This window comes from Psychrobacter sp. CCUG 69069 (genome assembly GCF_021023115.1).
Taxonomy (GTDB): domain Bacteria; phylum Pseudomonadota; class Gammaproteobacteria; order Pseudomonadales; family Moraxellaceae; genus Psychrobacter; species Psychrobacter namhaensis.
Window position 1 is genome coordinate 48888 of record NZ_QQAI01000009.1, and the last position, 19092, is coordinate 67979.

Consider the following 19092-nt stretch of genomic DNA (forward strand, 5'->3'; position numbering starts at 1 on the left):
CACTGAGTGCTAAACAATCAGAACAGTAGGAATAGGAAGATGCTATGAAACTTCAAATTAGTCACCAAACTAACTATTATTACGATGAGCTGGCGCACCGAAGTGTGCAATATATCCGCATGACGCCCATGCAGCTACCACATCAGATCATTCATCAGTGGGATGTCATGTTGCCCAAAGTGGCCACCAGTCAAAAAGATGGCTTTGGTAACGATTGGCTCACGCTAAGTCGTAATGAGGCGCATAACAACCTGCAAATGCAGGCTTCAGGTATTGTCGAAATCAACACAAACACAGAGCGTCTAGAGGATATGGACAATGTCCCTTATTTGCTGTTTACCGTACAAAGCCCATTGACTGCGTGCTCAGAGGCCATGCGTACATTTGCAGAGCCTTATCTGACAACGCCTACTCATGACAGTATAAAGGCGCTGGCAGCTGAGCTACTTGCAAAAATACCCTATGTCAAAAACACCACCCATGTCGGCACAACGGCGGCCGAAGCTTTTGAGCTTGGGGCTGGCGTGTGCCAAGACCACACCCATGTCTTTTTAGGCTGCCTACGTGATCGGCAGATTCCAGCGCGCTACGTGTCTGGCTACTTATATGACGATACAGCAAACCACATGGCAAGTCATGCGTGGGCAGAAGCCTGGCTAGATGGCTACTGGTACACGTTTGATATCTCAAACCAGCTGTTTCAGCCAAGCTCTCATGTATATGTCGCCATTGGTCGAGATTATCTAGATGCAGCGCCCGTACGCGGCGTGCGGATGGGCGGTGGCTACGAAAATCTTTACAGTCAAGTGCTGGTTTCGAGACTATCATAAGGTACTTTTCAAGCGTGGGTTCATCAAGGATCTGTTATGACTTATTGTGCCGCTATTCGTCTCAAAGAAGGGATGGTTTTTGCCAGTGATACTCGTACCAATGCAGGGGTTGACCATATCTCAACCTTTAGAAAACTGTACCAGTACGGCGTTGAGGGTGAGCGCTTTATGGTGCTACAAACTGCTGGCAGCCTAGCCACGTCACAAGCTGTTTTTAATAAATTACAAAGCGATATCAACTTACGCTCCGAGCTTAGTCTAAATACCGTGTCCTCATTGTTTGACGGCGCACAAATGGTGGGCGAATGCATGCGTAACGTCATGGCAAACGCGCAAAGGGTCGCTAATGATACCAATAGCGGCACCTTTACCAGCTCATTTTTATTGGGCGGTCAAATCAAAGGACAGCCACCCGAGCTATACATGATCTACCCTGAGGGCAATTGTATTAGAGCCACAAGGGACACGCCATTTTTTCAGCTGGGTGAAAGCAAATACGGCAAACCAATACTTGATCGCTCAGTCAGATACGACACCAATGTCAATCATGCTGCCCAAGCCTTGATGTTGTCCTTTGACTCAACCATACACTCCAACTTATCCGTTGGTATGCCCATTGATTTTGTCATTTATGAAAACGACAGTCTCACGCTACCAAAAGGCCGCCGTATCGAAGAAGACGATGAGTATTTTAAGACCATCAGTCGCCATTGGTCAGCAGCTCTGCGCAATACGTTGATTGAGCTGCCAGAATGTCCCAATGACTATTGGGAATGATCTTTTTAGCTAACAAAACTAACCTACAACCCCACCCTAAAGACCTGTTTTTATACCAATAAAAATGGCGCGGTTCGGCTTGTTTTTGATTGCGCGACGTCTTCTGGCGTGCCTTGAGCGACAATAGACCCGCCCGCATCCCCTGCCCCTGGCCCCATATCCATAACCCAATCGCTGTTGCTGGCCACTTGCATGTCATGCTCAACCATAATAACGGTGTTGCCAGCATCGACCAGACCGTTTAACTGTGCCATCAGCATAGATACGTCGGCAGGGTGTAGACCTGTGGTGGGCTCATCTAATATATAAAGCGTGTCGCCGCGTTGTGTGCGTTGCAGCTCGGTTGCAAGCTTGATACGCTGCGCCTCGCCGCCTGATAGCTCGGTTGCGGGTTGACCCAAACGTAAGTAACCAAGCCCAACTTGTAGCAAAGCCTCTAACGCACGCAAAATAGGTGCTTCGTCACTAAAGAACTCATGAGCCGCCTCCACCGTTAAGTTCAATACTTCAGCAATGTTTTTGTCTCGATAAGTGATGGCCAATGTTTCATCATCATAACGCTTTCCGTGACAAACCTGACAAGGCGCGTAGACACTTGGCAAAAATAACAGCTCGACACTCACAAACCCCAAGCCTTCACAATTTGGACAACGTCCCTTTGCCGTATTGAAAGAAAAGCGACCAGCATCAAAACCATGGGCTTTTGCTTGTTTGGTTGCTGCAAACAATTTACGTACATCATCAAATAACCCAGTATACGTTGCCAGATTGGAGCGCGGTGTCCGTCCGATTGCTTTTTGATTGATATTGATCAGACGGCGTACATATTCCATGCCAGCGATGATTTCGCCGCTTGTTACGGAGTCAAGCTCCTGCTCAAGCAGGTCCGACTCGTCTACGGGTGCATCCTCCGTAATTTTTTGACCCAACGCCTCGTTGATGAGCTCCACTAACGCTTGGCTAACCAGACTTGATTTACCAGAGCCTGAGACACCCGTGACACTCGTCATAACACCTAGCGGAAACTCAGCGTCTAATCCTGTTATATTGTTGCGTTCAATGTTTGCAAGCTTGAGCCATGCGGCGGGCTGCCTCGTATTAGATCTGGGCTGACCGTTAGCCGTATCGGCAAAGAGATACTGGCCCGTATGCGACTGAGCAACATTACGAAGACCCTCGACAGGCCCGCTATAGACAATTTGGCCACCATGCGTGCCAGCCTTTGGCCCGACATCGACCACCCAATCTGCATGCCTGATGACGCTAACGTCATGCTCAACCACAAACACAGAGTTACCAGCCGCGATGAGCTCATCCAGTGCCGCTAACAAAGCTTGGGTGTCTGCAGGGTGCAGGCCTGCAGATGGCTCATCAAGGACATAAACCACGCCAAAAAGCTGCGAGCGTATTTGCGTTGCCAGCCGCAAACGCTGCAACTCCCCTGGCGACAACGTCGGTGTCGTCCGCTCAAGCGATAGATAGCCAAGGCCGAGCTTTGTCAATGCCTCCACACGGGAGAGGATATCACTGGCAATACGCTGAGCAACAATGGCTTTTTCGCGGTTTGGCGTCTCATTGTCCAGCTTGGTATAAGCTGTTTTTTCTAATTTTAGTGCCAGTTCTGTGAGTGTCAGCTGTGACAGCTCACCAATATCCAGTCCTGCAAATTTGACGGACAGTGATTCTCTTTTTAGCTTTTTGCCGTGACACTCTGGACACTCAGAGATCTGCATAAACTGCGAGACGCGTTTTTTGGTGCGCGAACTTTGGGTGGTGGCAAAAGAATGTAAAATAAAACGCTTAGCACTAGTAAAGGTCCCCATGTAGTTTGGCTTTTCCCCATCCTCAATTGCAGCGCGTGTTTGTTCTATATTGTATTCCGGATAGACAGGCACCGTTGGGGTCTCGTCAGTAAACAAGATCCAGTCTCGCGTTTTTTTCGAAAGGGTGTGCCAAGGCTTGTCAATGTCGTAGCCCAATGTGGTTAATATGCGGCTAAGGTTTTGACCTTGCCACGCTGGTGGCCATGCCGCAATCGCGCGCTCACGTATGGTTTTGGTATTGTCTGGCACCAGTAGCGCCTCAGTGACCTCAAACACGCGGCCAATGCCCGAGCAAGTCGGGCAAGCGCCATCTGGTGTATTGGGTGAGAACGCATCGGCGTATAGCATTTCTTGGCCTTCTGGATACTCACCTGCTCGTGAGTACAACATGCGTAGACCGTTGGATATGGTCGTAACACTGCCCACGGATGAGCGGACCGATGGTGTACCCCGCTGTTGCTGTAGGGCAACGGCTGGTGGCAGCCCTTCTATCGCATCGACATCTGGTTCATCGACTTGATCGATCAATCGTCTGGCGTAGGGCGATACTGAGTCTAAGTAACGACGTTGCGACTCAGCAAACAATGTCCCAAATGCCAATGACGATTTTCCTGACCCTGATATCCCTGTGAATACTACCAGCGCATTGCGCGGTAAGTCTACATCAACATTCTTTAGGTTATGAACACGCGCGCCCCTTACCTGTACACGGTTGCTAGTAACATTGTCGTCATTGTCGCTGTGGTCACTAAGGTGACTATTAATTTTATGGGCAGTGGTTTTTTTATTTTTATGAGCCATCAAGTTATTATTCCTTTTAAATCACTTTTAATTATAAAGATGTTTGTTCAATACTAGAGCAAGTCCTCAATTCAATCGATAGTCATCTAAATAACCAATGTATAGGAAGGTTAACACGTACTCCTTTAAAGCCAAGTCTTGGCTTACGTATCAGTAGCACAGATAGACAAAACGACAACCTACGTTATCTTTGTCCTAATAGCGAAAAACCCGCATCAATGCGGGTTTATGTTTAGCGCTAGTACAGGATCGTCAACCTAAATGTCATCCCACCACCAACCGCATCATTTGGGTGCTGATATAGCCGCCAAACGTCCCCACTGCATAGCCAAGAATACCTAAAAACACGCCGACTGGCGCAAGCGATGGATGAAAGGCGGTCGCAACGATCGGCGCAGAGGAAGCACCGCCAGTGTTGGCGTTGGATCCTACCGCCAAAAAGAAAAATGGTGCACGAATGACTCTTGCGACAGCAAAAATGATAACGACATGAATGCTCATCCATAATAAGCCGATTAGCAATAGCCGCCACTGCGAGACAATACCAGCAAGATTAATCTGCATACCGATAGCCGCGATCAACACAAAGATAAACACCGTACCAATTTTAGAGGCACCAACATGGTCAAGCCTGCGCACTTTGGTGAAAGAGAATCCAACACCCAATAAGGTAATAATCACCACCATCCAAAAAAACGAGCTGGCAAAGCTATATTGTACCGCCCATTTATACGGCGCAAAGAAGGCAGCAATTTGCCCACCGATAAAGTGCGCCGCCCCCACCATGGCAAAGCATAAACCAAACATCACCATCAAATCATTTAAGGTCGCAGGACGAGCATGAGCGCGCTCATAGCTTTCAACGGCTGTAATGACTTTATCAATACTACTGGTATCCGCTTTTAAGAAGCGGTCTATTTTAGCGCTGTGTTTTGCCATTACTAAGATGGCCAGTAACCATAATGACGCATTGGTGGCATCCACCAAAATCATCATGCCAAATAGGTCATCACTGACCCCAAACAGCTCTTTCATTGCCGCTTGGTTGGCCGCGCCGCCAATCCAGCTACCAGCCACGGCTGAAAACCCACGCCACAAAGTGTCGTCAACAAACATACTAGGTGACACCCATTTTGCCACCCCTAAACTGATGGGACCGCTGATGATAATGGCGATACTAGCCGCGAAAAACATGGCAATCGCCTTCCAGCCTAAACCAAGTATCTTAGGAACATCCATCGACAAAGTCATCAAGAGCAAACTGGCTGGCAACAGATAGGTTGCGGTAAAACCATAAATCTGTGAGCCAACACCATCAGCAAAAACGCCTAAACTGTTTAGCGTCGCAGGTATAAAGCAGCAAAGAACAATACCGGGTAGTACCGCATAAAATCGTCGCCAGAACTTACTTGGCAAGCCTTGGGTATAAAATACTAAGCCAATAATGGCCATAATGATACCAAACGCTAACGGCAGACTATCAATGGTGAAACTTGAGATGGCGGGCATCAAACGGCTCCAGAGCAGGCGATAAAAGCTTGTCAGTATAGACAAGGCTAAAAAAACGTGCAAGCCACTATCTTGTATTTACGATACCAGTGTGTGCTTGGAGCATTTTTGCAAACCCCACATTTACTTAATTAGCATCAAACACGCAAACACAAAAAAGCCAGATAACAAGTATCTGGCTTTTTTCGCTCGGTTATACGATTAGAATAAAAACTGTGGTTAACAGCTTTTATTAACCATCACGATGGTGCTATTACGAGTTTTTACCACGGTTGCCGCTATTTGGGCGACCTTGGCCACGGCTGTCAGAACGACCTGCCGGACGACCTTGGCTGCCACTTGGACGGCCGCGACCGGTTGCGGCGCGCTCACCACGTGGAACGCCATTGCTATCACCGCGGCTTGGGCCACCAGTGCGCTTGCCTTGATAAGGCTTGCCGCCTGAACGCTCGTTTGGTTTGCCAGATGAATCACGTGGCTTACCTTGATAACCGCTGTCGTTGCTGGCGCGTTGTCCCGTCGGTGCGCTGTCACTTGAGCGACCACGGCCTTGACCGCCGCCACTAGATTTACCAGCATAGCCACCGCTTGAACGACCACGGCCTTGACCGTTACCACCGCCGCTTGAGCGTCCGCGACCACGGCCACGACCCTTACCTTTGTTTTCGCTAGGTACATAAGTTTTCTTAGGCTCCATGCCTTCGATGACACAGACTTCCATTTTGCGATCTAAGTAACGATTGATGGCGTTTAGCTGTGGACGATCATCCATGCTACATAAGCTGATAGCGACACCAGTACGACCAGCACGGCCACAACGACCGATACGGTGGACGTAGTCTTCGGTTTGACGCGGCAAGTCATAGTTGATGACGTGCGAGATTGCTGGAACGTCTAGACCACGAGCAGCAACGTCAGTGGCTACTAGGATTTTGCATTTACCATTACGCAAGTCTTGAACGATACGGTTACGCTTGCTTTGTGGCAAATCACCATGTAGGAAGCTGGCTTTATGACCAGCTTCTTGTAGCTGTTTCGCTAACTTTTCAGTGCTACGTTTGGTCGCCGCAAAGATAATGATTTGTTCCATATCTTGCTGGCAAACGATTTTGTCAAGCAAACGGTTTTTGTGATCAAAATCATCGCAGTAGTACACTTTTTCTTCGATGTGTGCTGATTCAACTTTGATTGATACACGCTCAGGATTTTTGGTGAAGCTGGCAGCGATTTTACCGACTGGGCCATCCCAAGTGGCTGAACACATAATCGTCTGACGATCAGTTGGTGCTGCGCGTAGAATGTCGCTGATATCATCAGCAAAACCCATGTCTAGCATACGGTCAGCTTCGTCAAGTACCAATACTTCTAGGTTAGACAAGTCAACACGGCCCGCATTGATGTGGTCAAGCAGACGACCAGGGGTGGCAACGATGACTTGTACGCCTTTTTTCAGGGCAGTAATCTGACCATTGTATGGTGCACCGCCAACCAATGGCACACAAAATAGACCACGCATGTCTTTAGAGTAAGTACGCACGCTATCATGTACCTGCTGAGCAAGTTCACGCGTTGGCGTTAAGATAAGGGCTTTGGTTAATTTATCAAAGCTGGTTGCACGGCTTAAGCGATCAAGTACTGGAATAACAAACGCTGCGGTTTTACCACTACCCGTTTGCGCTGACAATAAAAGGTCACGGCCTTCTAAGGCAAAAGGAATGGCTTGCTCTTGAATTGGCGTTGGATTGGTATAACCACTGCGATCAAGCGCAGTAAGAATAGGCTTTGCAATGCCAAGATCAGTAAAGGTGATTTTGTTTTCTTCAGCCGCGTCAGTCGTCGCCGCTTGATTATTGGTATCAGTATTTGAGGTATCGTTTGGCGTGTTAGTGCTTTCGATGATGCCGTTTTCAGCGGCGATTGTAGATAAGATGTCAGTCATAGGAATCCTTGGTAAGTATAAGCTGCTGTAAATTCAGCAAGCTTGATGCATACCACTGATAACCGTTCACCACGCTGCCTTTATTAAAGAATTATCGGACCACATAAAAGTGTCGATAATCAGAAGCTAAGCCAATAAAGCTTAGAGCCTCTACAATAAATGCGTTCGTGCTGTCTGACGTATTTTGGTGGTAGTGCCGAGTGTCTTATCCTTGCTTGATATAAGCGCGTTATTGATGCTTTGTCCAAAGCAGATAACCGCGAATAACAACCAATCTAGACCATGCTTATGGTCGAGTAGATAAGATATGAGTCAAAAATAACTGATATTTTTATAAAGGGTTATTTAAGTACACAAAATCATCGGCAACAATTACTTATGGTCATCCTAGACCCAAAATCGCAGGCGATGTTATCAATCTCATAATTCACGAAAGCCTAAGCTAACGTGGCGACGCAGTATAGCACAATAAAAACCATCTGTACCTATTTTTTCTAGCATTATAGAAATAACACCCCTGAAATTGGTCATGAAGCTTTAAGTGAGCCATTTAACAGATAGGTTGTCGACTGTATGGCCGCTATTGTATGACAGCTATTGTGTCACCTTAACCTCAGTGACATAGGTCGGCAGTTGCCATGCACCACCTGCTTCAACCATACGGCATAGCCCAGTGGTACTTTCATGACTCTTTTCAAACGCCTTACCGGTCCATAGCCAATCGGTTTTGCTTAAGCAGTCACCGATACCGCGGCCTTTTTGTACTGAGGTGATTTTACCTTTATCGTAACCCGTGGCACTGGTGGTTACCAATGTCGGTTTATAAGGTTTGCTGTCATTGATAACCCAAACCCCTGTCCCAGTATTATAGGCCCCCATCCAGCAGTCATGCTGTGCGAGTAGTTGTGAGCTGTTTAGACGACTGACACGCCATGGCGACTTATCTGTGAGATTTGGGCAGTCACTGTCCACCTCTTTCATGGTACCTCTCATCAAGGTCGCCAGTTGAGACGCGCGCATGACAAACTTTCTCTTGTTGGTAGAGACTGCTTTTGGATTGGGCGCGACAAAGCGCAGTATTGGTGCAGACTTGGGTGACAATACGCTGCTGTTAGGCTTTGCAGCGCCTTCTTTATTGATAAAAGCGCTTGGCGTCCCTACTCGACCTTGGACTTCATCTGCTTTTAGCATGACAGCACTCGCCCCTTTATCTGAAAGCTGCCAGCGTGAGTTGCGCAGTACCAGCTCAATTTTACTTGATTTAGTCAGCGCGTCTAGCAGTGCTTTTACTTGTGTAGATGTCAGCTCGGCATTACCTGCGGCGGTTGAAAAAGGTTTGGTTTCACCATAATTCCTATCATTAATAAACAACGATATACGGTGACGGTTACCCAGTTGCATCAAAGCCTTAGATGAGCTTTCTTTAGCGCCGCCAAGTTTTACTTTGCCATCCACCCCAGCATTCGCCCCTGCGCGGCGCACAAGCAACACTGATATGGGAAATTCGCTATTATTTTCTGCTTGATAGCCTGCCAGCCGGCAAGTACGGGTATTATCACAGACGACCTGCCAGTCTTGGCTGGTTAATTCAGCGCCAGTACTGGCCATACTTGTGGTACTAAATAAAGCCGTGCTTATAGCGGCAAATAGGGACAATTTTATTTTATTTTTTATCATTAATAAGGGTATCTTTTTTATTTTTTTAGCATTGAGTACCAAGTAAGTTATGAGGAGCAATTTTGCGTGTTGGTAAACATGAGTACACGGGCGTTTCTGTGGCATGTTGGCCTCAGTATCGGTAGTATCGACCACACTTGACCCATCCATATTCATCTGCCGTGAGATGTGTATCAGCTTACCGTTATCATCCTTCATAATCGTTACTCATTAATAGAAGAAGTATAAACACCCGTCCAATAGGAGGATGCACCGCTATATTAACGTATCAATGTTTCTATCTGTTGTACTAATGTATCATCGTGTAAATGAAAAAGTATATCCTTATTTTAATATAACTATATATGAATATAGAATAGCAAAAAAGGATAAAATTAAGGCTGATAAGCGCGCCGCCTATCAGCCTGTAAGTCATTTAAAAGGGTTATTATAAATCGGTATCATCGATTAATTTAGCCAATAGGTTTTAATGGCAGTTCTATGGCGCGCTTAACCGCTGGCCGCTCAGCAATGGCCTGCGCCCAACGCTGCACGTGCTTATAATCACTGACTTGTAAGAACTCTGCGGCATCGTAAAGCTTCCCAAGTACCAACTGGCCATACCACGCCCAAATAATCATATCGGCAATATTATAATCCGCTTCTTCATTGCCACACATATACTGATTGTCTTTTAGGTGGCTATCAAGCACATCCAGCTGACGCTTGGTCTCCATCGTATAGCGGTTGATGGGATACTCCAGCGGTTCAGGCGCATACGCATAAAAGTGCCCAAAGCCGCCGCCTAAAAAAGGCGCGCTCCCCATCTGCCACATCACCCAAGACAGACAGTCCGCCCGCGCTTTGCCAAGTGAGGAAGGGACAAACTTGCCAAATTTTTCAGCTAAATACAGTAAGATCGCGCCAGACTCAAAGATAGCAATAGGCTCGCCAGACTCAAAGATAGAATGATCGACTAAGGCTGGAATTTTTGAATTTGGGTTGATGGCTACAAAGCCAGAGCCAAACTGGTCACCCTCAGAGATGTCGATTTTATACGCATCGTACTCAGCGCCTTTAATACCAAGCTCAGCCAACTCCTCTAACAGTATGTTGACCTTGACGCCATTTGGTGTATTTAGTGAATACAGTTGTAAAGGTGCATCGCCTACGGGCAGTGCTTTTTGGTGACGGGCGCCAGCTGTCGGTCGATTGATGCTGGCAAACTTACCACCATTGTCTTTATCTTGTACCCACACCTTGGGTGGTACATATTTAACGCTTTGTTCGTGGGCACTATCGCTAGATTTATTGTTGTCTTGACTCATGACATATCCTCGTTCGTATTTTTAATATTATCCATAACGTGATTGATGCTTTCTGCTTAATCAGCATGTCGCTCACGTTACTATAGCGAGAACCGGCCCCTACATTAAAGTCCTCTCTTGTAATCAATGTGCAGACCTATCCGCCCGTTGTTTGATAACCTCGCCTATGTACCGTTACTTTGCGTCACTTTTATTATGATGCAGTCTTTCTTATACTATTCGGCTGCTATAGTGAGCTGGTTGTCACTATATTATTTTTGCCTATTTTATGACGAGAGAGCTAATGAGAGCGACATGGTAACGCTAACCCCGACACAAGATAAGTATCTGCCCTATGTGCTGGCGGTAGCTCTGTTTATGCAAATTTTGGACGCCACCATTTTAAACACGTCACTGCCACAAATGGCACAAGCGCTGGGTGAGTCGCCTTTAAAGATGCAGTGGGCTGTGATCAGCTATGCCTTAACCTTGGCGATATTTATTCCCATTAGTGGGTTTTTAGCCGATAAATTTGGTACTCGTCGAGTATTTTTGTCCGCCATCATCATTTTTTGTATTGGCTCATTACTATGTGCTGCATCGCCTACGCTAGATTTTTTGATTGGCTCACGTATCATTCAAGGTATTGGCGGTGCGATGATGACACCTGTTGCTCGTTTAATATTGGTCAAATCCTATCCCCGTAATAAGCTCTTAACGGTGATGAATTTTGCGGTGATACCGGCATTGGTAGCACCTTTGGTAGGGCCGGTCTTAGGTGGCTATATCGTACAATACACCAGCTGGCATTGGATATTTTTGATCAATATACCGATGGGAATAGTAGGCTTTATTTTAGGCAAGAAACTGGTGCCCGCGTTATTTGAAGATACCAAGCGTCTCGATTGGACAGGGTTTTTATTGTTTGCAGCCGCTGCTTGTGGATTCACCCTGGCTGTCGAGTTTGGCTCGCAGACCGGTCGCGGGTTTTATGGTTTGTTACTGGGATTGGGAGCCAGCCTACTGATAGGTGCGTATGTATGGCATGCCAAGCGACGATCTGCCCCATTATTTCCACTGAGTTTATTTGACATTCGCACCTTTCGTATTGGTATTACCGGTAATTTATTCACACGCTTAGGTATCAGTGCCGTCCCTTTTTTGCTGCCGCTGCTATTGCAAGTAGTGTTTGAGTACTCACCTTCACAGGCAGGTTGGTTACTAGCGCCTATCGCGGTTGGTGCCATCGGAATTAAACCGTGGGTGAGTAAAATTATTCAGCGTTTTAGCTACCGTAAGGTTCTGGTCTACAACACCTTGTTTATGGGCACCCTGATCCTTGTATTGGCGCAATTTAATGACGCCTCACAATGGCTTTGGTTTGTTCCTATTTTGACCATAATGGGCGCTTGTAATTCGATGCAATTTAGTGCGATGAATACGATTACGATTGGTGATCTAGAGGGCGCACAGACCAGTAGTGGTAACAGTTTGATGGCGGTCAATCAGCAGCTGGCGATTAGCTTTGGTATCGCCTTTGGTGCAGCCGTACTCAATATTTTACGTGAACGTATGCAACTCGACACGCTGGCTGCGTTCCAAACCACCTATTGGATACTAGGGCTTTTAACCATTCTCTCAGGGTTGTACTTTTTACGTCTTAAGCCTGAAGACGGTCGCGGCTTATACTAACCAAGTATAGATAAAAAATAGATAAAAAATCAGCATGGATTTTTGGCATAAAAAAGCCAGCGAGTGATGATTTATAAAAAACACTCGCTGGCAAGTTTGGCTCATTTTTGCCAATTATCGGACGCTACTAAGGCGCGTCATCCTCAGTGACTTGTGACTGGATATAACGCTCCACGCCAATACTTTCAATCAAGTCTTCTTGCGTCTCTAACCAATCTTGATACTCTTCATTGCCATCTTTTAAGGTGACCAACAGCTGGCGAGAGACATAGTCAGACTGTGTCTCACATAGTGTGATGGCATCGGTAATAATGGCGAATTTCTGCTTTTCTAAACGCAGATTGCAGTCAATGATCTCTGGCACATCTTCGCCAATAAACATCTTGCCATAATCTTGCAAATTGGGTAAGCCGTCTAGCAACAAAATTCGTGCAATCAGATCATCAGACCATTTCATCTCAGCGATAGATTGTTTGTAAAAATTTTCGTTAAGCGCTTCTAAGCCCCAATGACGGGCGATGCGTGCATGCAAAAAATACTGGTTGATCGCAATTAACGACTGTCCAAGCACTTTGTTTAAAGCGCGAATGACCTCTTTATCCCCTTTCATTATCTTTCTCCCTACGTACTTATTATTTAAGCGAAATATGGTTGCTGTTTATATCTATCGCGATATTAAACCAGATTAGGAGTGACTTCAGCCATTTGGCTTTGTAGATAATTGGGCAACCCAATCATATCGATAAGGCGTAACTGCTGCTCAAGCCAATGCGCATGATCTTCTTCCGTATCTTTTAGCTGCTCAACCAGCATCTCACGCGTGACGTAATCGTGCTCTTCTTCACAAAGTGCAATACCGTCTTTTAGATGCTGCTGTACTTGGTACTCTAAGTCAAGATCAAGCTGCAACATGTCAGGAACGGTGGAGCCAATTTTGATATCATTGACAGCCATATTAGGCGTGCCGCTTAGCATCAAAATACGGCGAATAATCGCTTGGGCATGCAGTGTCTCATCTGCCATCTCATGGTGGATGCGATCATACAACTTGCCATAATGCCATTCGGCATACATTTCTGAATGGATAAAATACTGGTCACGAGCCGCAAGCTCACCACCTAATAAAAAATTCAAATAATCAATGACTTTTTGGCTACCTATCATAACCTATACTCCCCTATTTATATTCTACAGATGCCAACGTATTCACAATATTCCATATAATGAAAGCACTATTGGTGAACTGATCCGTAAAAATCAAAATCAAAAAAACGTCTTATAACGACAGACAGATATAGTAGCATATAGGAGCTGTACAGCTTGTAATGTTATGAACTAAGAATAAGATGCTAATTGAGAACTATAATTAGCTAGCGTCGCTATTGATTACGGCCCCAACGATTATGATGCGTGGCGAGATGGAACTAGGTGTGTCAGCAAGGTTATGTGGATACTCGCAACTCACCCTTTATGGTCAATAACCAAAGGATAAGTGCGGCGTACTGGAAGGTATGGGTAGGACGATAAGGTGTTATCTGGACAAAAAAGAAGTCTCTAAACCAATCATGCTTAAACCGCATAGGCTAAGACATCAAGTTTGGCATGGTGTTCCTCTAGGTAATCATTGACCATCGGCTCACAGCAACCACAGCAAGTCGCAACATCGAGGGTGTCTTTTAGACCATCAAGCGTATCAATACCTGAAGCAATAGCTGCTTTGATTTGCTTTTCTTTTACGTCATTACAGATGCATACGTACATGGATTGGCTCCTCTGAATACCACTATTCGGTGGCTATGTTTGGTACTGCTGGGTTTTATACTGCTGGTAAAGGCAAGGGGTCAATGATGCAGGTGTGGGGTGACAGTTTGCACCGTTTGCTTTGACGCGCCCCCTAACATCATTGTCATTAGTTTGTGTATAATAACGATAACTATTATCATTTGCAATAGTATTTGACTATTATTTGTCATAAAAAATCTTTATATTACACATACTTAATCAATGTAAATGAATATAAGTACGCATGTAACCCATTACTATCAAAAGTAGTGAATTAACGACGAACTGTAAGACCGCTTACTTTTCAATCGATTCTGTAGATAACTGCTGTTATATTGAATCCCTATTAACAAAGCCTCATTGGAATTGCTCTATGTCTGATAATAATTTTGAGATACGACCTATCGAGTTGTTTAAAGTTCTATCTGATCCGACCCGCTTAAAAATATTTCAAATTCTCTTTAAAAAAGAAGCACGCTGCGTGGGTGAGTTGGTAGAAATACTCGATCAACCGCAACCAACGATATCGCGTCATTTGAATCATTTGAAAAAACTGGGTATTTTACACTGTGTTCGCGATGGCACGTGGATGTGGTATGAAGTGGCTGATGACTTGCCAGACTGGTGCCAAGATATTTTAGACATCACTTATAAGCAAATATCAACCAAAGACATTGCTATGCCAAAGCCTGCTTAAACAGTATGGACGTTCGAATTTTGGGTGGGCTTTATAGTAGGCAATGTTGCTATTGAAACAAATAACACCGTCTTAGGCCCATCTTAACGCAAAAAAAAGACCTACTCATTGTAGGTCTTTTTTTAATCTCGCCAATACGGCTACTGTCTCAAACACACTTAGACTAAATCTAAGAAGTCACTGATAAAAGCGTTGGCTGGCTGGTGTATCAGCTCCTCTGACGTCCCTACCTGCTCTACTCGCCCTTGATTCATGACCACAATCTCATCTGACACCGCACGGGCCTCTTCTTGATCATGAGTCACCATAATGCTGGTAATACCCAGCTCATGATGAATGTTTTTTAGCCAAGTGCGCAGCTCTTTACGCACTTTGGCATCTAGCGCCCCAAATGGCTCATCCAGTAACAACAGTTTTGGCTTGACCGCCAAGGCTCGTGCCAGCGCAATCCTTTGGCGCTGGCCACCTGACAATTGGTGTGGATAAGCGTTGGCGACTTGTGGTAGCTGTACTAGGTCTAGCAGTTCGGCCACGCGCTTATTGATATCCGCTTTGCTTGGTCGTTCATTTTTTGGCAACAACGTCAGTCCAAAGGCAACATTATCTGCGATGTTTTTGTGCCGAAACAGCGCATAATGCTGAAACATAAAGCCAATGTGCCGCTTTTGCACAGGCGTGTTGGTCACATCCAGCTCGTCAAATAATATCTGCCCAGAATCTGCATATTCTAGACCTGCGATAATACGTAGCAAGGTCGTTTTACCGCACCCTGATGGTCCAAGTAAGGTGGTCAATTTACCAGTTGGCACGGTGATATTGATATTGTCTAACGCAGTAAAGTTACCGAATTTTTTATTAACGTTGCGAATCTCGATGCTCATAATCGTATCTCTTATTATATCTTTTGGCTTATCGTGGCATATTGTTTCATGGTGACGACGTCAGTGGTATTGAATTAACCCTATCACTTATTTAAACCGCATCACTTTTACTTTCTGCGACGGTCGCATTGGCACTTACTGGTAGTTCAGGCGCACTTGCTAGGCGCTCGGACTTGGCAAACTTACGCTCTTGTACTTTGGTCATCACTTGCTGAATAAGTAACGTCACTAACGCCAGCGCCGCAAGTAGGCTCGATAAGGCAAAAGCGGCGGTAAAGTTATAATCATTATAGGCAATCTCAACCAACAGCGGCATGGTATTGGTTTCACCGCGAATGTGACCTGACACCACACTGACCGCGCCAAACTCACCCATTGCTCGCGCGTTGGTCAAAATCAAACCATAAAGCAACGCCCACTTTATATTTGGCAACGTGACATGCCAAAAGGTCTGCCAACCCGTGGCGCCCAAGGTCAAGGCGGCCTGCTCTTCACTATCGCCCTGCGTCTGCATCAGCGGGATCAGCTCACGGGCCACAAATGGAAAAGTAACAAACAGCGTCGCCAAAACAATACCAGGGACGGCGTAAATTACCTGGAATCCCATGCTCTCAAGCCAGCCACCCACAGTAGAATTCAGCCCGAATAGTAAAACAAACATCAAGCCTGCCACGACGGGTGACACAGAAAACGGTAAGTCCAGTAAGGTGGTCACCAGCTGTTTGCCTTTGAACTGATAACGTGTGACCAACCAAGCGATCGCTATGCCCATCACCATATTAATGGGCAGAACGATAGCAGCAGTAATTAACGTCAGCTTGATGGCCTGCATGGCCTCAGGGTCGACAAGCGAGGCGATATACAACTGCCAGCCATTCTTAAAGGCTTCATAAAACACGGCCAGTAATGGGATGACCAACATGATAACCATAAATAGCACAGCGATGACGATAAAGGTACGGCGTAACCAAGGGGTGTCTTTGGTTGCCGGATTGCTTTGGTAGTCGTAGCTATTGGATATTTGCATGTTAGCGAGCTCCTACACGGCGCGACAGCTTCCACTGTACAATATTAATGGTTAACAAAATAACAAATGAGATCAGCAGCATAAACAACGCAACAGCCGAGGCCCCTTGAATATCAAATTGCTCAAGTTTGCTGATAATAATGAGCGGTAAAATCTCCGACTGCATCGGAATATTGCCTGCGATAAAAATCACCGAGCCATACTCACCAGTAGCCCGCGCAAACATCATTCCTGCGCCCATTAATAAAGCGGGCAACAGCTCGGGCAAAATCACTTTTCGAAACGTGGTTAAGCGATTGGCACCCAATACCGCGGACGCTTCTTCAAACTCAACCGACAGCTCTGCTAAAACAGGCTGTACCGCGCGGACAATAAAAGGAAAGCTGACCACAACCAAGGCCAACCAAATCCCTATCGGCGTAAAAGCGACCTGAATATCAAACTTGGCGAACCATTGTCCTATTAGGCCGTTAGGGGCATAAAGCGTGGCAAGCGAGATGCCCGTGACTGCCGTTGGCAAAGCAAAGGGTAGATCAACCAACGCATTGATCAACGACTTGCCCCAAAACTCATAACGAACGAGCACCCAAGCAACTAATGTACCGAACACCATATTGGTCAGCATCGCTAAAAATGACATCCATAAGCTCAGCTTGATCGCAGCAGTGACCTGCGGCTGGGTAATGGTTTCCCAAAACCCTGTCCAGCCCATTTGTGTGGTGGTATAAGCCATCATGGCAAACGGCAGCACCACCAATAACGATAAGCTAAAGACAGTAATACCCATACTCAGGCCAAACCCTGGCAACACATTGCGTTGACGCAAACGTGTCAGCCATCCTTTTTTCAAAGGGGGCTTACTGGCAGAAGAAGATGTTGCACTCATAGTGATGTCCTATTGCCTATCGGATGGTACTTAACGTAAGACCATGTTGTATCAAGTTGATGATTAATCCGTCTGTTTTATAAAGGGCCATGTTATAAAGGACATAGCGCAAATGACCATGTCCTTTATGGGGTTTTCATGAGTGTCATCTCATACGTATGAGATGACACCCATTGCTAGTACATTCACGGCTCTTATGAGCGTCACAAGCGGTTATTGCGGCGCATTAACGGCTAACTGATCGAACACACCGCCATCGCTGAAGTAAGTGCCCATGATTTCATCCCACGACCCAAACGCGTCATTCGGGCGGAAGGTTTCAACTGGTGGTAATTTATCACTGTTTTTATCCAGCACGCTTTGAACGCTAGGGCGTAGGTATAGATCGGCTGCCAACTGCTGAGCAGGCTCGCTCCATAAGTAATCAAGATAGGCTTTTGCCGCTTCAGTCGTGCCTTTTTTGTCGGTCACTGACGTCACAACCGCGACGGGGCTCTCTGATTTGATAGAGTAATCTGGATAAACGATGTCTACTTGACCGGCGCCAAAGTCAGTCGCGGCAAGATTGGCCTCATTTTCAAAAGTCACCAAAACATCACCAATACCGCGTTGAACAAAAGTAGTGGTGGCTGCACGCCCGCCATTTTCATAAACCTTGACGTTTTTAAGCATGTCTTTTACGTAGTTTTTCGCTGGCGCTTCTTCGTTATTAAAGGCATGTAAACCGTAACCGTAAGCCCCTAAAAAGGCATAGCGACCATTACCCGTCACTTTTGGGTTGGCCATGACAATCTCAACTCCTTCTTTGGTCAAGTCTTCCCAATCATTGATGCCTTTTGGATTGCCCTTACGTACCAAAAACACGATGGTACTGGTAAACGGTACGGCGTTATCTGGGAATTTACTCTCCCAATCTGATTCAACCAAACCCCTCTTCTCAAGTAACTCAATATCAGAGCCTTGGTTCATCGTCGCGACATCCGCTTGCAAACCATTAGCAATCGAGAGTGCTTGTTTGCTTGAGCCGCCATGTGACTGCTTAATGAGAATATCGCTGTCTGGATTCTCAGCTTTATAGTGCTCAACGAATAGCGGGTTATAGTCTTTATAAAAATCACGGGCCACATCATAAGAGACGTTTAGCAGCTCGATGTTTTGACCCGCTGCCGTGCCATCGGCATTAGCAGTCGTCTCTGTCTGTTCGCCATTGCTACAGCCAGCAAGACCCAAGGTCAAGGCAACGCCTGCAATACTCAAGACGTTAAGTGCTTTACTTTTTTGTTGATAACGCGCGGCGTATGTCATAAGTCCCTCAAAAGTGTCTGTTAGGTAATGTCAGTATGCTAACAGCGCCATCTTATTATGTTTAATGATGAATATGCGTATGTTATTGCCAAAACGGAATAACAAGCCAACAAGTATAAAGTTATCAATCAGTTGCCAAATATCTGCAAAAGCGTAACCAATAGATAACCAAAAATTGGC

Annotated in this window: 16 protein-coding genes; 4 read left to right on the plus strand and 12 right to left on the minus strand. The window is 45.9% G+C overall.

What is annotated here, in order from left to right; all coding sequences use genetic code 11:
• Window positions 1-44: 44 nt before the first annotated feature.
• On the plus strand, window positions 45-830 hold the full coding sequence (locus tag DVY93_RS07575) for a transglutaminase family protein (RefSeq protein ID WP_198333584.1): 786 nt from the start codon (window positions 45-47) through the stop codon (window positions 828-830).
• Between the two features lie 36 nt (window positions 831-866).
• Window positions 867-1607 (plus strand): peptidase, encoded by a 741-nt coding sequence (locus DVY93_RS07580; RefSeq protein ID WP_198333585.1) that lies wholly within the window; start codon window positions 867-869, stop codon window positions 1605-1607.
• Between the two features lie 50 nt (window positions 1608-1657).
• On the opposite strand, the gene uvrA is transcribed toward DVY93_RS07580, so the two are convergent.
• The 5 genes from uvrA to yghU all read right to left on the minus strand — a co-directional run bounded on the left by uvrA (window position 1658) and on the right by yghU (window position 10663).
• Window positions 1658-4231, minus strand: coding sequence for an excinuclease ABC subunit UvrA (gene uvrA / locus DVY93_RS07585; protein ID WP_230710083.1), 2574 nt, complete (start codon window positions 4229-4231; stop codon window positions 1658-1660).
• A gap of 264 nt (window positions 4232-4495) precedes the next feature.
• Window positions 4496-5740 (minus strand): DUF819 family protein, encoded by a 1245-nt coding sequence (locus DVY93_RS07590; RefSeq protein WP_230710085.1) that lies wholly within the window; start codon window positions 5738-5740, stop codon window positions 4496-4498.
• A gap of 253 nt (window positions 5741-5993) precedes the next feature.
• On the minus strand, window positions 5994-7679 hold the full coding sequence (locus tag DVY93_RS07595; protein WP_230710087.1) for a DEAD/DEAH box helicase: 1686 nt from the start codon (window positions 7677-7679) through the stop codon (window positions 5994-5996).
• Between the two features lie 594 nt (window positions 7680-8273).
• Entirely contained in the window at window positions 8274-9554 is a 1281-nt protein-coding gene (locus DVY93_RS07600; protein ID WP_230710088.1) for a DUF1176 domain-containing protein, read from the minus strand.
• A gap of 254 nt (window positions 9555-9808) precedes the next feature.
• Window positions 9809-10663, minus strand: coding sequence for a glutathione-dependent disulfide-bond oxidoreductase (gene yghU / locus DVY93_RS07605; RefSeq protein ID WP_230710089.1), 855 nt, complete (start codon window positions 10661-10663; stop codon window positions 9809-9811).
• A 294-nt stretch (window positions 10664-10957) separates the two neighbouring features.
• Here yghU and DVY93_RS07610 point away from each other — a divergent pair, with 294 nt between their 5' ends.
• Window positions 10958-12334 (plus strand): DHA2 family efflux MFS transporter permease subunit, encoded by a 1377-nt coding sequence (locus DVY93_RS07610; protein ID WP_230710090.1) that lies wholly within the window; start codon window positions 10958-10960, stop codon window positions 12332-12334.
• A gap of 127 nt (window positions 12335-12461) precedes the next feature.
• Here DVY93_RS07610 and bfr (DVY93_RS07615) read toward each other — a convergent pair whose 3' ends face one another.
• The 3 genes from bfr (DVY93_RS07615) to DVY93_RS07625 form a co-directional block, all read right to left on the minus strand.
• On the minus strand, window positions 12462-12944 hold the full coding sequence (bfr, locus tag DVY93_RS07615) for a bacterioferritin (RefSeq protein WP_193005002.1): 483 nt from the start codon (window positions 12942-12944) through the stop codon (window positions 12462-12464).
• 65 nt (window positions 12945-13009) lie between these two features.
• A complete protein-coding gene (gene bfr, locus DVY93_RS07620) occupies window positions 13010-13498 on the minus strand; it encodes a bacterioferritin (RefSeq protein WP_193005004.1) in 489 nt (162 codons plus the stop codon).
• Window positions 13499-13903: 405 nt separating this feature from the next.
• The gene (locus DVY93_RS07625; protein ID WP_110923492.1) at window positions 13904-14095 is read right to left on the minus strand and encodes a (2Fe-2S)-binding protein; all 192 of its coding nucleotides are present in this window, start codon (window positions 14093-14095) and stop codon (window positions 13904-13906) included.
• A gap of 394 nt (window positions 14096-14489) precedes the next feature.
• Here DVY93_RS07625 and DVY93_RS07630 point away from each other — a divergent pair, with 394 nt between their 5' ends.
• A complete protein-coding gene (locus DVY93_RS07630) occupies window positions 14490-14813 on the plus strand; it encodes an ArsR/SmtB family transcription factor (protein WP_193005007.1) in 324 nt (107 codons plus the stop codon).
• Window positions 14814-14971: 158 nt separating this feature from the next.
• On the opposite strand, the gene DVY93_RS07635 is transcribed toward DVY93_RS07630, so the two are convergent.
• The 4 genes from DVY93_RS07635 to DVY93_RS07650 form a co-directional block, all read right to left on the minus strand.
• The gene (locus DVY93_RS07635; protein ID WP_230710092.1) at window positions 14972-15694 is read right to left on the minus strand and encodes a sulfate/molybdate ABC transporter ATP-binding protein; all 723 of its coding nucleotides are present in this window, start codon (window positions 15692-15694) and stop codon (window positions 14972-14974) included.
• Between the two features lie 91 nt (window positions 15695-15785).
• On the minus strand, window positions 15786-16721 hold the full coding sequence (cysW, locus tag DVY93_RS07640) for a sulfate ABC transporter permease subunit CysW (RefSeq protein ID WP_198333592.1): 936 nt from the start codon (window positions 16719-16721) through the stop codon (window positions 15786-15788).
• A 1-nt stretch (window position 16722) separates the two neighbouring features.
• A complete protein-coding gene (gene cysT, locus DVY93_RS07645) occupies window positions 16723-17607 on the minus strand; it encodes a sulfate ABC transporter permease subunit CysT (protein ID WP_193005011.1) in 885 nt (294 codons plus the stop codon).
• Between the two features lie 213 nt (window positions 17608-17820).
• The gene (locus tag DVY93_RS07650) at window positions 17821-18912 is read right to left on the minus strand and encodes a sulfate ABC transporter substrate-binding protein (protein ID WP_193005013.1); all 1092 of its coding nucleotides are present in this window, start codon (window positions 18910-18912) and stop codon (window positions 17821-17823) included.
• Between the last annotated feature and the right edge of the window lie 180 nt (window positions 18913-19092).

Excerpts from the sequence above, each read along its gene's own strand:
- DVY93_RS07575 (WP_198333584.1), top strand. The coding sequence starts at position 45 with ATGAAACTTCAAATTAGTCACCAAACTAACTATTATTACGATGAGCTG.
- DVY93_RS07580 (WP_198333585.1), top strand. The coding sequence starts at position 867 with ATGACTTATTGTGCCGCTATTCGTCTCAAAGAAGGGATGGTTTTTGCC.
- uvrA (WP_230710083.1), bottom strand. The coding sequence starts at position 4,231 with ATGGCTCATAAAAATAAAAAAACCACTGCCCATAAAATTAATAGTCAC.
- DVY93_RS07590 (WP_230710085.1), bottom strand. The coding sequence starts at position 5,740 with ATGCCCGCCATCTCAAGTTTCACCATTGATAGTCTGCCGTTAGCGTTT.
- DVY93_RS07595 (WP_230710087.1), bottom strand. The coding sequence starts at position 7,679 with ATGACTGACATCTTATCTACAATCGCCGCTGAAAACGGCATCATCGAA.
- DVY93_RS07600 (WP_230710088.1), bottom strand. The coding sequence starts at position 9,554 with ATGAAGGATGATAACGGTAAGCTGATACACATCTCACGGCAGATGAAT.
- yghU (WP_230710089.1), bottom strand. The coding sequence starts at position 10,663 with ATGAGTCAAGACAACAATAAATCTAGCGATAGTGCCCACGAACAAAGC.
- DVY93_RS07610 (WP_230710090.1), top strand. The coding sequence starts at position 10,958 with ATGGTAACGCTAACCCCGACACAAGATAAGTATCTGCCCTATGTGCTG.
- bfr (WP_193005002.1), bottom strand. The coding sequence starts at position 12,944 with ATGAAAGGGGATAAAGAGGTCATTCGCGCTTTAAACAAAGTGCTTGGA.
- bfr (WP_193005004.1), bottom strand. The coding sequence starts at position 13,498 with ATGATAGGTAGCCAAAAAGTCATTGATTATTTGAATTTTTTATTAGGT.
- DVY93_RS07625 (WP_110923492.1), bottom strand. The coding sequence starts at position 14,095 with ATGTACGTATGCATCTGTAATGACGTAAAAGAAAAGCAAATCAAAGCA.
- DVY93_RS07630 (WP_193005007.1), top strand. The coding sequence starts at position 14,490 with ATGTCTGATAATAATTTTGAGATACGACCTATCGAGTTGTTTAAAGTT.
- DVY93_RS07635 (WP_230710092.1), bottom strand. The coding sequence starts at position 15,694 with ATGAGCATCGAGATTCGCAACGTTAATAAAAAATTCGGTAACTTTACT.
- cysW (WP_198333592.1), bottom strand. The coding sequence starts at position 16,721 with ATGCAAATATCCAATAGCTACGACTACCAAAGCAATCCGGCAACCAAA.
- cysT (WP_193005011.1), bottom strand. The coding sequence starts at position 17,607 with ATGAGTGCAACATCTTCTTCTGCCAGTAAGCCCCCTTTGAAAAAAGGA.
- DVY93_RS07650 (WP_193005013.1), bottom strand. The coding sequence starts at position 18,912 with ATGACATACGCCGCGCGTTATCAACAAAAAAGTAAAGCACTTAACGTC.